The sequence below is a fragment of the Mesorhizobium sp. M1365 genome, from assembly GCF_040317865.1.
Lineage (GTDB): Bacteria > Pseudomonadota > Alphaproteobacteria > Rhizobiales > Rhizobiaceae > Mesorhizobium.
On the sequence record NZ_JAMYLG010000001.1, the window covers coordinates 160,564 to 172,931 of the forward strand.

General features: G+C 63.0%; 10 protein-coding genes and 1 tRNA gene. 5 read left to right on the forward strand and 6 right to left on the reverse strand.

Annotated elements, in window-relative coordinates:
• Positions 1 to 120: 120 nt before the first annotated feature.
• The 3 genes from NKH04_RS00735 to NKH04_RS00745 form a co-directional block, all read right to left on the reverse strand.
• Positions 121 to 1,989 carry an extracellular solute-binding protein gene (locus NKH04_RS00735; protein WP_353043926.1) on the reverse strand — a complete coding sequence of 623 codons (1,869 nt, stop codon included), beginning with the start codon at positions 1,987 to 1,989 and terminating at the stop codon, positions 121 to 123.
• The gene (locus NKH04_RS00740) at positions 1,989 to 3,872 is read right to left on the reverse strand and encodes an extracellular solute-binding protein (protein ID WP_353043927.1); all 1,884 of its coding nucleotides are present in this window, start codon (positions 3,870 to 3,872) and stop codon (positions 1,989 to 1,991) included. The genes NKH04_RS00735 and NKH04_RS00740 overlap by 1 nt, the downstream gene beginning before the upstream one ends.
• 173 nt (positions 3,873 to 4,045) lie before the next feature.
• Positions 4,046 to 4,699, reverse strand: a complete 654-nt coding sequence (locus NKH04_RS00745) for a c-type cytochrome (protein ID WP_353031034.1) — start codon at positions 4,697 to 4,699, stop codon at positions 4,046 to 4,048.
• A 192-nt stretch (positions 4,700 to 4,891) separates the two neighbouring features.
• Between NKH04_RS00745 and NKH04_RS00750 the strand changes: the two genes are divergently transcribed.
• Complete coding sequence (locus NKH04_RS00750; protein ID WP_353031036.1) at positions 4,892 to 5,620, forward strand: 3-deoxy-manno-octulosonate cytidylyltransferase; 729 nt, start codon at positions 4,892 to 4,894, stop codon at positions 5,618 to 5,620.
• 33 nt (positions 5,621 to 5,653) lie between these two features.
• A complete protein-coding gene (locus tag NKH04_RS00755) occupies positions 5,654 to 6,517 on the forward strand; it encodes a prephenate dehydratase (RefSeq protein WP_023717847.1) in 864 nt (287 codons plus the stop codon).
• 7 nt (positions 6,518 to 6,524) lie between these two features.
• Here NKH04_RS00755 and NKH04_RS00760 read toward each other — a convergent pair whose 3' ends face one another.
• Both NKH04_RS00760 and NKH04_RS00765 read right to left on the reverse strand, forming a co-directional pair.
• A complete protein-coding gene (locus NKH04_RS00760) occupies positions 6,525 to 6,881 on the reverse strand; it encodes a hypothetical protein (RefSeq protein WP_352681286.1) in 357 nt (118 codons plus the stop codon).
• Positions 6,882 to 6,936: 55 nt separating this feature from the next.
• The gene (locus tag NKH04_RS00765) at positions 6,937 to 7,881 is read right to left on the reverse strand and encodes a methyltransferase domain-containing protein (protein ID WP_353031038.1); all 945 of its coding nucleotides are present in this window, start codon (positions 7,879 to 7,881) and stop codon (positions 6,937 to 6,939) included.
• 106 nt (positions 7,882 to 7,987) lie between these two features.
• Between NKH04_RS00765 and NKH04_RS00770 the strand changes: the two genes are divergently transcribed.
• Together NKH04_RS00770 and NKH04_RS00775 are read left to right on the forward strand one after the other, a co-directional pair.
• Complete coding sequence (locus NKH04_RS00770; protein ID WP_353031040.1) at positions 7,988 to 8,998, forward strand: ligase-associated DNA damage response exonuclease; 1,011 nt, start codon at positions 7,988 to 7,990, stop codon at positions 8,996 to 8,998.
• 73 nt (positions 8,999 to 9,071) lie between these two features.
• A complete protein-coding gene (locus NKH04_RS00775) occupies positions 9,072 to 10,673 on the forward strand; it encodes a cisplatin damage response ATP-dependent DNA ligase (RefSeq protein ID WP_353043928.1) in 1,602 nt (533 codons plus the stop codon).
• 99 nt (positions 10,674 to 10,772) lie between these two features.
• Here the strand turns inward: NKH04_RS00775 and NKH04_RS00780 are convergent, their stop codons facing one another.
• Positions 10,773 to 11,924 carry a hypothetical protein gene (locus tag NKH04_RS00780; RefSeq protein ID WP_353043929.1) on the reverse strand — a complete coding sequence of 384 codons (1,152 nt, stop codon included), beginning with the start codon at positions 11,922 to 11,924 and terminating at the stop codon, positions 10,773 to 10,775.
• A 341-nt stretch (positions 11,925 to 12,265) separates the two neighbouring features.
• Here NKH04_RS00780 and NKH04_RS00785 point away from each other — a divergent pair.
• Positions 12,266 to 12,341: transfer RNA gene (locus NKH04_RS00785), tRNA-Thr, on the forward strand.
• Positions 12,342 to 12,368: the final 27 nt, after the last annotated feature.

Consider the following 12,368-nt stretch of genomic DNA (forward strand, 5'->3'; position numbering starts at 1 on the left):
CTTCTATTGCGACGCTTATGATCGGCGAAACCATCGATGAAAGCGCCCCTCTCCCCGTCGCTATACGGGGAGAGGATGCCGGCAGGCAGGTGAGGGGCGGCGCCAGCGCTCGCAAGAAATTCAGGCTTTGCCAATTTTTGCCGCCTTGTCTTTGTCGAACCACCACAGCGTCTCGACCGGAAAGTCGTAATCCGGCTTTTGAGCGGGAAAGCCGAACATGTCCCAGAAGGCAGCCCGGTGATTCGCCAGATGGTATGTTGGAATCCAGTCTAGCCGCGCGCGCAAGACCCGATCGAGCGCGTTGAGCGCGGTGACGAGTTCGATCCGGCTCTGCGCCTTGCCGGCTGCCTCGATCAGCGCGTCGATGGCTTTGCTTTCCGTGCCCGGATAGTTGCGCATCCCCGGCGTTTTCGCCATCCGGGAAGCATAGAGGATCTCCAAACCATCGGCGGTTGGCGTCGCTCCGATCGACCATGCGAGCATGTTGAAGTCGAAGTCGAAATTGCTCTGCCGCGCTTCAAACTGCGCCGAATCGACTTGGCGGACCGAAGCGTCGATGCCGATCGCCTTCATATTCTCGGACCACGGAAGGAAGATGCGAACGAGGCCATCGTCCTCGGCCAGCATTTCCACCCGCAGCCGGTCGCCCTTGTCATTGACGACGAAATTGCCCGTTCGCTTCCAGCCGGCTTCGGCAAGCAGTCTCGAAGCCTCGCGCAGCAGCTTGCGGTCGTGGCCCGAACCGTCGGAGACGGGTTGCATCACCGGATCGCCGAAGGTCTCCGGCGGCAACTCGGCTCGAAACGGCTCCAGCAGTTTCAATTCCTGGGGTGAGGGTAGGCCCTTGGCCTTGTAGTCCGACCGCTCGAAGTTCGATTGCGAACGCTCGTAGGAGTCGAAAAACAGAACCCGCCTGGTCCATTCGAAGTCGAAGCAATAGGCGATTGCCTGTCTCACGCGAATGTCGCGGAACTGCGGACGGCGCTGATTGAGTGCGACAGCCTGCATGGATGGCGTTTTCTCGCCGGGAAATTCGCGTTTGACGACCCTGCCATCCTTCAGCGCTGGAAAGTCGTAGCCGGTCGCCCATACCCGCGCGGTGAACTCCTCGCGAAAATGCGTATCCCCTTTCTTGAACGCTTCAAACGCTGCCTGGCGATCAAGGTAGAAATCGATACGGATACGGTCGAAATTATTAAGCCCGCGGTTCACGGCCAGATCGCGGCCCCAATAATCGGCGACGCGTTCATATTCGACAGTCTGCCCGGCCACCACCCGCCCCACTCTGTACGGTCCGGAACTGAGCGGTGGGATCATCGTCGAGGCGTCGAAATCATTGGCCGTGTAGAAGGCTTTGGACACGACCGGCATTACGACGATGGCGAGGATATTCTGCGCGGACTGCTGGCCGTTGAAGGTAAGGCTGACTGTAAGCGGATCGATTGCGACCGCATCCGTCATATGCCGCAGTGCTTGGGATAGGTTCGGATGTCCCCGGTCTTTGTAGAGGTTCAAGGCGAAGACAACGTCCTCAGCCGTCAGCGGCGAGCCGTCATGAAAGCGCGCTTGTGGCCGCAGGCTGAAGCGGAAGCCGTTGCGGTCCTGCGACAAGGTGACGGATTCGGCAAGCAGGCCGTAGACCGCATCCGGCTCATCGACTGCCCTTGCCATCAGGGAATCGAAGCAGAGCTCGGTGCGCGGCGGCGAATCCCCTTTCAACACCAGCGAGTTCAGCGTGTTGAAAGTCAGGAAGCTCTGATTGAGGGTGGAGTTCGGCGGGGCGAAATTCATCCGGCCGCCCTTGGGAGCGTCTGGATTGACATAGTCGAAATGCGCGAAATCCGGCCCGTATTTGAGATCGCCAAAAGCCGACAACCCGTGCAGTTTCACGCCGGTCGGAATGGCCGCGAAAGCTCGGCCTGGCAGCAGTGCCGCAGCGGCGGCGGCACCGCCCAGGGCGAGGAAGTCGCGACGGGGCAGCGCCGTCATCAATTGCCACTCTTGTATTTGGCCGCCAGTGCCTTTTCCTTGACCGGGTCGATCCACCAGGAATTCTGGTCGACGCCGCTATAGGCGGGCTGCTTCTCCGGCATACCGAACTTGTTCCAGTAGGCCAGCCAAACCACGGCGCGGTAATATTGCGGCACGACATAGTAGTTCCACAGCAGCACCCGGTCGAGCGCATGGGTGGCGGCAACCAGATCGTCGCGGTCGGTGGCAAAGATGATGCGGTCGACCAGCGCATCGACGACCGGATTCTTGATGCCGGCGTAATTGCGTGATCCCGGCGTATCGGCGGCTTTGGAGCTCCAGAAATCGCGCTGTTCATTGCCGGGAGAGTCCGACTGCCCGAGTATCGAAGTGACCACGTCAAAGTCGAAGTGGGTGACTCGGTTGATATACTGGGTCTGGTCGATCAGGCGCAGCGTTGCGTCGACGCCGATTTTGCGCAGATTGGCGATATACGGGCTGGCGATGACCTGGTCGGTGTCGTTCCAGCCGAGGATCTCGAATTTGAACGGTTCGCCGGTCTTGGCGTTGACCATCTTGCCGCCCTTGATGATCCAGCCTGCCTTGGCGAACAGATCGACCGCGGTCTTCAGGTATTTGCGCTCAGCCTGCGGGTTGTCGTAGACCGGCAGCTTGAATTCCTGGGTAAAGACTTCAGGCGGCAGCTTGTCACGGTACTGCTCGAGGATTTCGAGTTCCTTGCCTTGCGGCAGGCCGCTCGACGCCAGTTCGGTGCCCTGGAAATAGCTGCTGGTGCGGGTGTTGGAACCGAAGAACAGGGTCCGGTTCATCGTCTCGAAGTCGAAAGGATACATCAATGCGGCGCGCACCAGGCGATCCCTAAACAGCGGGCGCCTGGTGTTGAGCATGAAGGCCTGCATCGGTTCGGGCGACGCGGTCTTGAATTCCTTCTTGATGACGTCGCCGGCCTGAACTGCCGGGAAGTCATAGGCCGTGTTCCAGCGCCTCGAACTGTTCTCCGGCTTGATGTCGTCCAGCCCGCCCTTGGTGAAGGCCTGCCAGGCGGCATTGTCGTCGAGAAAATAGGTGAAACGCTGCCTGTCGAAATTCTCACGGCCAACTTTCACCGGCAGCTTGGCCGCCCAGTAGTCCGGCACGCGCTGCCAGATGATTTCGGACCCCGGCTTGAAGCTGGCGATCTTGTAGGCGGCGGAGCCGAGCGGCGGCTCCTGCGTCGGCTTTGTGACGTCGCGCTTCTTGCCGTTGGCGTCGGTGCCCTCCCACCAGTGCTTGGGCAGCACGACGAGACCGCCGAGGATTTGAGGTAACTCCCGATTGCCCTTCTGGTTGAAATGGAACTCCACCTCGCGATCGGAGATCGCAACCGCGTCGGTGACGTTCTCGAAATAGCGGCTGTACATCGGGCTGTTGGCCTTCAGCACCTGGAACGACCAGATCACATCGTCGGTCGTTATCGGCTGGCCGTCATGCCATTTCGCGCGCGGATCGAGCCTGTAGGTCGCCGAGGAATAGTCGGCCGGGTATTTGTAGGCATCGGCGATCAGCGGATGGTTGACGCTGCCCTCATCCGTCGCCTGCTCCATCAGCGTGTCGTAGAGCAGGCCGCCGCCGAACTGCGCGAAGCCGGCGGCCGGCGAACCCTGCACGATATAGGGGTTGAAGCTGTCGAACGTGCCGAGCACGACTGAGTTCACTGTGCCGCCCTTCGGCGCATCCGGATTGACGTAGTCGTAGTGCTGGAAATTGTCGCCGTATTTGGATTCGCCGATCAGCGACGAGGTCGTGCGCCATTCGTCCGCGAAGGCCGCCTGCAGGCCGCCGGCAAAAGCAGCCACAAACAGCACTGATTTCAGAAGCGCCCGCGCTCGGCCAACCGTCATGCGTTCTCCTCTTCGCGATATAGCGCCGTCACCATAGCGTCTGGGCCCAATCTAGATCATTTGGCGGCGCTGAAAACCGCAACCGAGCGGCTTTGTCGTCGCATATGCATTTTTCCTAACGAAAAAGCCGGGCTGAACCCGGCTTTTTCAAGGATAATGTCATTACAGTTTTGTTATTTTGCGGGTGCCGCCGGGGCGGCTGGCGCCGCGCCTTCTGCCGGCTTGGCAGGGACTGCACCTTCGGCCGGCTTGGCGGGGGCGTTTTCGGCCGAGGCGCCGGGCGCCGGCAGCGGCTTCGGATTGTCCGACAGCGTGCGCAGATAGGCGATGACGTTGGCGCGGTCCTCATCCTTCGGCAGGCCGGCGAAGCCCATCGCCGTGCCCTTCACGAACTTCTTCGGCGAGGTGATGAAGTGGTTGAGATTGTCGTAGGTCCACTTCTCGCTGCCGCCCTTGGAGAACTCCTTCATGCCGGCCGAATAGGCAAAGCCCTCATGCTCGGCGACCGGACGGTCGACGATGTCCCAGAGGTCGGGCCCAACCTTGTTGGGGCCACCCTTTTCGCCGGAGTGGCAAGCCTGGCATTTCTTGAAGATGGCGGCGCCCGCTTCGGCGTTGGCAGTGGTCAGCAGCTCGGCGATCGGCTTCACGGCCGCGGCGGGAGCGGCCGGGCCGCCTTCGGCGGGCTCGGTCGCCTCGATGGCGAAGCCGGGCTTTTCCGGCGCCGGCGAGGCAAACAGCGCGTCGGATACGATGCCAACGGAAAAGACGATGAACACCGTGCCGAGAAAGCCGGCGAGCAGCTTGTTGACTTCGTTGGAATCCATACGCCCCAGGCTCCCTTTTCCGGCGGACCGATCCGTCCACTCCGTCCGTCGGTATCGTGAACCACCCTGCGAGGCGGTCAAATCGCGCGGAAACTAGGTCTTTTGCTCCGGCGTTGCAACACCTATAAGGGCGCTGCCAGTGAGACCTTTTGCCACTTTTGTCCCCCTCTTTTTCGAGCCCCTGCCCGCCTCATGTCCACGCTCATCCTGATCCCGGCCCGCATGGCCTCGACGCGCCTGCCGGGCAAGCCGCTGGCCGACATTGCCGGCACTCCGATGATCGTCCACGTCGCCCGCCGTGCTGCCGAGGCCGGGCTCGGCCGGGTCGTCGTCGCCACCGACACGCAAGGCGTTGCGGAGGCGGTGCGCGCGCATGGTTTCGAGGCGGTGATGACGCGGGCGGACCACGAAACCGGTTCCGACCGCATCTTCGAAGCGCTGACCATCCTCGACCCTGGCAACAGCGTCGAGACGATCGTCAATGTGCAGGGCGATCTGCCGACCATCGACCCCCTTGTTATCGGCGCCGTGCTGAAGCCTTTCGAGAACGCAGCGGTGGATATCGCCACGCTCTGCGTCGAGATCGTACGCGACGAGGAAAAGACCAATCCGAACGTCGTCAAGCTGGTCGGCTCGCCACTCTCGACGACGCGGCTCAGGGCGCTCTATTTCACCCGCGCCACCGCCCCTTGGGGCGAAGGCCCGCTCTACCATCATATCGGCCTCTATGCCTATCGCCGCGCCGCGCTCGAACGCTTCGTTGCGCTGAGGCCGTCGCCGCTGGAGCGCCGCGAGCGGCTGGAGCAGTTGCGGGCGCTGGAGGCCGGCATGCGCATCGATGCGGAGATCGTGCAGTCGGTGCCGCTTGGCGTCGATACGCCGGACGATCTCGAACGCGCCAGGGCGCACCTTTCCAGCTAAGAAATTCTTCCCCCAATTCCCGAGACTCTGCGCATGCCTGAAAAGACCAACAAAATATCCTTCCAGGGCGAGCCGGGCGCCAATTCCGACACCGCCTGCCGCAACATGTTCCCGTCAATGGAGCCGTTGCCGTGCCCGACCTTCGAGGACGCCTTCAACGCCGTCGAGACCGGCAAGGCCGATCTGGCGATGATCCCGATCGAGAACACCATTGCCGGCCGAGTCGCCGACATCCATCACCTCTTGCCGGAATCGAAGCTGCACATCATCGGCGAATACTTTCTGCCGATCCACTTCCAGCTGATGGTGCTGCCCGGCGTCAGGCGCGACGAGATCAGGACCGTGCACAGCCACATCCACGCGCTCGGCCAATGCCGCAAATACATCCGCAAGAACGGCTGGAAGGCGACGGTTGCCGGCGACACAGCGGGCGCCGCCAAGATGGTCGCCGCGATGAAGGACCGCACCATGGCCGCGCTGGCGCCGGCGCTGGCCTCGACCCTCTACGGGCTCGACATCATCGAGGAGAATGTCGAGGACACCGACAGCAACGTCACCCGCTTCGTCGTGCTGACCAAGAACAAGCAATGGGCCGAACGTCCCTCGGCCGACGCCAGGATGATGACGACCTTCATCTTCCGCGTCCGCAATGTGCCGGCGGCGCTCTACAAGGCGATGGGCGGCTTCGCCACCAACGGCATCAACATGACCAAGCTGGAAAGCTACCAGCTCGGCGCGTTTACAGCGACGCTGTTCTACGCCGATATCGAGGGTCATCCCGACGATCCGCTGGTGAAGCTGGCACTCGACGAGTTGCGCTTTTTCTCGCGCGAAATGCGCATTCTCGGCGTCTATCCCGCCAGCGCCTCACGCGAGCAGTGGAAGGTGGCGGATTAGGATCCGGTCAGGTCAGGCCGAGCTTGTTCTGTTTGGCCGGCTTGCCGCATTCGCGCCGGCTGATCGACCGGTTCATGGCGTCGATCTTGCCGCTTGCCTGGTCGGCGTCGCGTTTGGCTTTTGAGCGCATATCCGGCGTGAACGGGCCAAAGCCCGTCGCCGGGTTGGAGAACGACGGCTTGGCGTCCACCGGCAGATGATATTGCTGCGCCAGGCCGTTTCGTTGCGCCAGCAATTGATCGCAAGGCACCTTGTCATATAGCAGCGAGGACTGGACGTTTTCGTCCTGCCGTTCGGACATCGAATTGCCGACGCAGCCGGCCATCGCCAGGCAAGATGCCAAGACCGTCATGTTCCAGCGCATGAACGTGCTCCTTGTCTTTCGCAGCTGCGGCTTCTCATGCGCAGCGGCAGAAGTCTTAGCCAGATTTTACGCTGCCGGAAAGCAAGCTTGCCACTACGGCCAGCCCTTCGACCGGTTCGCGGCGATCCTGCCGGATGATCGTTGCCTGCAGCGACAGGATCGAAAAGCCGTCGGCATCCAGAACCCGCTCTACATAGCCTTGCGAATGCGCGTAGCGGCGCGACGGCTGCAGGGCGAAGCCGGCGCTGTCAGACGATTCTCCGCCCGGGAGCGTCTCGACGGAGAACGCAAACAGACCGCCGCCGGCAAGCATTCCGGCAATCTTGTTCACCACCCTGTCGAGCGCGCCGGCATAGATGAACACATCGGCCGCCGTCACCAGATCGGCTTTCGGGCCAGAATAGCAAAAATCCTGCAGGTCCGTCTTGACGAGCAGATCGTAGACGCCTTTGGCGCGCGCCTGCCTCAGCATGCCGGCCGAGATGTCGTAACCCTCCAGCCGATCGGCGATCGGCCGCAGCCTCTGGCCCATGAGGCCGGTACCGCAGCCGAGATCGAGCGCCAGCGAAAACCGGCCCGGCCGTGCTGCCCGGATGGCGCGGTCGAGGCATTCGGGCAGACGGTAGCCGAGCGTGTCGACAAGCTCAGCCTCGAAGCTCCCGGCATAGTAGTCGTAAAGCGTCTCGACAAAGGCGCTGGGCGGCGCCTGGGCCGCCGCTGCCCTGCCGATCAATTGCAGCTTGAGCACCGCGCCGAGCCTGTCCGCCGGGTCGAGCCGCAGTGCCGCCGTCCAGGCCTGCGCGGCACGATCGCGCGCGCCCGCCGCTTCCTGCATCTCGCCGAGGCGGAACCAGCCGGCTGGCCATTGCGGCGCCAGTTCGAGCGCGCCGAGCAGCAATTCCGCCGCTGCCGCATGATCGCCGGATGCATAGAGCATTTCGGCATAGTCGGCACGGCGGTCGGCGGTCAAATCGCCGGACGAGGTCTGGAGCGGTTTCATGCGATCGGGTTCCGCCGGGTGTTGCAGTCGGCTTGCGCTCTATGCTGGAGTCAGCAGTGACTTACAACAGGCTTCCCGCGCCGGAATTAGCGCCTATCTTGGGGCCATGCGCGCCAGCGACCTGCTTCATCCCCGGCCGGAAGGGCTGTATTGCCCGCCCGGCGATTTCTTCATCGACCCGGTGCGGCCGGTCAACCGGGCGCTGATCACACATGGCCATTCCGACCATGCCCGCTCCGGCCACCGCTCGGTGATGGCGACGCAGCAGACGCTCGACATCATGGGGCTGCGCTACGGCGACAGTTTTGCCGGAACGACGCAAGCCGCCGTGCTCGGCGAGACGATTGCGCTCGGCGGCGTCACCGTCAGCTTTCACCCGGCCGGCCATGTGCTGGGCTCGGCGCAGATCAAGGTCGCGCATCAGGGCACGTGCATCGTCGCGTCCGGCGACTATAAACGCCAGAAGGACGCGACCTGCGAGCCGTTCGAGCCGCTCAAATGCGATGTCTTCATCACCGAGGCGACGTTCGGCCTGCCGGTGTTTCGGCATCCGCCCGATACCGAAGAGATCGCCCGGTTGCTGAAATCGACCGAACAGTTTCCCGAGCGCACGCATCTGGTCGGCGCTTATGCGCTGGGCAAGGCGCAGCGTGTCATGCGGCTGCTGCGCGATGCCGGCTACGAAAAGCCGATCTACATCCATGGTGCGCTGGCCAAGCTCAGCGAATATTACCAGAGCCAGGGCATCGATCTCGGCACATTGGAACCGGCGACCGTCGAGACCGGCCAAAAAAGCGACTTTGCCGGCGCCATCGTCGTCGGCCCGCCATCCGCCTTCGCCGATCGCTGGGCGCGGCGTTTTCTCGATCCGATGTCGTGCTTCGCCTCAGGCTGGATGCGCATCCGCCAGCGCGCCAAGCAGGGCGGCGTCGAGCTGCCGCTGATCATCTCCGATCACTCCGACTGGGACGAGCTGACAGCAACGATCAAGGAGACCGGCGCCGAAGAAATCTGGGTAACGCATGGCCGCGAGGAGGCGCTGGTGCGCTGGTGCGAACTCGAAGGCATCGCCGCCAGGCCGCTGCATCTGGTTGGTTATGAGGACGAGGGCGATTGATGGTGTTTTTGGATCCAGCAATCGCCGGTATGGCGCTCTGCGGCAAGCCTTTCTCATTGGCGTCGCCCCTTCCATGAACCGCTTCGCCGAGCTTCTCGACCGGCTGGTGCTGACGCCGTCGCGCAACGGCAAGCTGACGCTGTTGACCGACTATTTTCGCAGCGTCGAGGATCCGGACCGCGGGCTGGCGCTGGCGGCCATTACCGGCGATCTGTCCATCGCCGCGGTCAAGCCGGCGATGCTGCGCACTCTGGTGATCGAGCGCATGGATCCGGTGCTGTTCGGCTATTCCTATGATTATGTCGGCGATCTGGCCGAGACCGTGTCGCTGGTCTGGCCGCAATCGCCTCTCGATATCGCGAACCACGAGCCGACGCTGGCCGAGGTGGTGGCCAAGCTGCAGGCGGCGAGCCGTTCCGACGGGCCGCAGGTGCTGGCCCGGCTGCTCGACAGCGCCAGCACGTCGGCGCGCTTCGCCATCATAAAGCTGGTCACCGGCGGCCTGCGCATCGGCGTCTCGGCGCGGCTGGCCAAGCATGCACTGGCCGATTTCGGCAAGGTCGATATCGCCGAGATCGAGGAACTCTGGCACGGGCTGACGCCGCCCTATATCGGGCTGTTCGCCTGGCTGGAGGGTAAAGCGGAAAAGCCCAGGAAAACGGCGCTGGCGCTGTTCAGGCCGGTGATGCTGTCGAATGCCGTCGGCGACGGCGACCTCGAAAGGCTCGACCCGGCCGACTACGCGGCCGAATGGAAATGGGACGGCATCCGCGTCCAGGCGGCTTGCGAAGGCGGCATTCGCCGGCTCTATTCGCGCACCGGTGACGACGTCTCCGGCGCCTTTCCGGATCTTGCCGAGGCGATGGATTTTTCAGGCGCCCTCGACGGCGAGCTTCTGGTCGGAGACCCCAGGCAGGCGACGGGCACGTTCTCGGACCTGCAGCAACGGCTGAACCGCAAGAGCGTGTCGCCCAAGATCCAGCAGCAATACCCCGCCTTCATGCGGTGCTACGATGCGCTGCAGATTGGTGACGAGGATTTGCGCGGACTTCCCTTCCGCGAACGGCGCGGCCGGCTCGAGGCCTTCGTCAGGACGCTCGATCCGAGCCGCTTCGATCTGTCGCCGCTGGTCGAATTCACCAACTGGCAGGCACTCGAGGAATTGCGCCGCAAGCCGCTGCATCCGGTCATCGAAGGCGTCATGCTGAAGCGCTGGGATTCGCCCTATGTGGCCGGGCGGCCGAAGGGCCCGTGGTTCAAATGGAAGCGCGATCCGCACACGGTCGACGCCGTGCTGATGTACGCCCAGCGCGGCCACGGCAAACGCTCGAGCTTCTATTCCGACTACACATTCGGCGTCTGGTCCGGGCCGGAAGGATCGGAGGAGCTAGTCCCGGTGGGAAAAGCCTATTTCGGCTTCACCGACGAGGAACTGAGGCAGATCGACAAATATGTCCGCGACAATACGATCGAGCGCTTTGGCCCGGTCCGCTCGGTGCGTGCCGACCGCAGGAACGGGCTGGTGCTTGAGGTAGCATTCGAAGGGCTCAACCGCTCGACGCGGCACAAATCCGGCGTCGCCATGCGCTTTCCGCGCATTTCGCGGCTGCGCTGGGACAAGCCGGCGGCCGAAGCCGACCGCATCGAGACGCTGCAGGCGCTGCTCGATAGTTAATGCATGTCGCGCAAAAAAGAGTGCAGCGGTTTTGCGGTAACGACATGCATCAAAACAAGAACCTGAAGCGCGTCGCATGAGGCCGGAACGCGACGTGCTTTAGGGAACGACAGAAACGCGGATCTCGTAGATGTCGACCGACTTGCCCTGCTTGTCGAAGTCGGACTTAATGGCGATGGTGCCGGCAGCGCCCGGACGCTTGTTGGGAAAGCGCACGTCGAACAGATATTCATTGCGCTCGCGACCGACGGCATAGCGCTTGCGGCCGCAGTCGCCGAGTTCGCCGAAATTGCAATCGACGGAAATCTGCGTCTCCTGGCCCTCCTCGGAGCGCGCGATGATGTCGAATGTGGCATGCTTGCCGGCCAGTTTTTCCAGCACGCCTTGTCCGACGTCGAAGCTGATGGCCGAGCCGGATGCCCCCGAGCGGATGCGCAGGAAGGAACCGCTTTCGTCCTGGATGACGTCGGCCTTGGTGTCCGACGGTGCATTGACCTGCGTCGGGTCACCCGGCGAAAAGACGTTGATCCAGTCGTGCGCCTGATCCGCCTCGCCCTGCTTCGGCGGCGAAGCGGTGTCGTCCGGCGTGAAATCATCGCCGTCGACCGTTGGCGGCGCTTCCGGCGGCGCCGTGTCGAGCTCGGTCGCCGATTTGAAGACGCCGGTCTGGTTGGCGAAATAAAGGCCGATGCCGGCGGCTGCGAGCAGCGTCACACCGAAGAAGATCGCGGTCAAGGGCAGGCGCCGCCGCCTCGCCCGCCGGTCGTCGCGGTCGGGCGTCACTTCCGCGTCGTCGGTTTCGGCGTCGGCTTCGGTCGGAACCGAGGCCCCCATGTCGATCACCGGCGCCTCGGCAACAGGCGCATCGGGCATGATGTCGGGAACGACCGGCAGGACGCGCGACCGCGGCGCATCGGATTCGGGCGGCTGCGCCGGACCGTCAACGACGACATCGGGCGACGGCGGGGCTTCAGCTTCGGCCGGGGGCTCCACCTCCGGTGCTGCCTCCAAACTGTCGGTCGGCGCGGCGACGTCGGCAACCGCCGGCAGGAATTCCGATTCGATTTCGGTGATCTTCGCCTGGACCGCCTTGCGCCGCTTGATGGCGACTTCCACGGTGACGTTTGGATTGGCCTGTAGGGCACGGTCGAGTGCCGCGAAAGCCGATCGATAGACCCGCTCGCGAAATGCCCGGTCGTCGGCATTGCCTTTCTCGAAGGCGTTGCGGATCGCTTTTTCGATCGCGTCCAAGCGAATTCCCTCTGCAATTTCACTCACATTGCCATGATCGTTAGCCGCAGGCGACCAATCAATCAACAAGCGAGCGGCCGCATTCTGCCTTGCCGAGGGGCACAAAGCTCATTTCGGCGGTTTTCGGTAAAGGAATCAACATTTTTCGCTGATTTTCCTGCCACCGCCAACGTGGCGGACGGGACGGCATCACGCGGCCAACGGCAGATCCGCGCGGCGGCTGCCCTTGCGCCCGGCCGGAGGCGGCACCAATTGCCTCGTCCTGAAATCGCGACTGCCATCTTGAATTCGCGGCCGGTTGCGTCTATCACGCAGCCCATCTTGGAAGCTCGGCTTCCCGGGCCGCTTTAGCTCAGTTGGTAGAGCACATCATTCGTAATGATGGGGTCAGGTGTTCGAGTCACCTAAGCGGCACCAAACGGCCTATCCCGCGCGCCTGCTTCA

Excerpts from the sequence above, each read along its gene's own strand:
- NKH04_RS00740 (WP_353043927.1), bottom strand. The coding sequence starts at position 3,872 with ATGACGGTTGGCCGAGCGCGGGCGCTTCTGAAATCAGTGCTGTTTGTG.
- NKH04_RS00775 (WP_353043928.1), top strand. The coding sequence starts at position 9,072 with ATGAACCGCTTCGCCGAGCTTCTCGACCGGCTGGTGCTGACGCCGTCG.
- NKH04_RS00745 (WP_353031034.1), bottom strand. The coding sequence starts at position 4,699 with ATGGATTCCAACGAAGTCAACAAGCTGCTCGCCGGCTTTCTCGGCACG.
- NKH04_RS00735 (WP_353043926.1), bottom strand. The coding sequence starts at position 1,989 with ATGACGGCGCTGCCCCGTCGCGACTTCCTCGCCCTGGGCGGTGCCGCC.
- NKH04_RS00770 (WP_353031040.1), top strand. The coding sequence starts at position 7,988 with ATGCGCGCCAGCGACCTGCTTCATCCCCGGCCGGAAGGGCTGTATTGC.
- NKH04_RS00755 (WP_023717847.1), top strand. The coding sequence starts at position 5,654 with ATGCCTGAAAAGACCAACAAAATATCCTTCCAGGGCGAGCCGGGCGCC.
- NKH04_RS00750 (WP_353031036.1), top strand. The coding sequence starts at position 4,892 with ATGTCCACGCTCATCCTGATCCCGGCCCGCATGGCCTCGACGCGCCTG.
- NKH04_RS00765 (WP_353031038.1), bottom strand. The coding sequence starts at position 7,881 with ATGAAACCGCTCCAGACCTCGTCCGGCGATTTGACCGCCGACCGCCGT.
- NKH04_RS00760 (WP_352681286.1), bottom strand. The coding sequence starts at position 6,881 with ATGCGCTGGAACATGACGGTCTTGGCATCTTGCCTGGCGATGGCCGGC.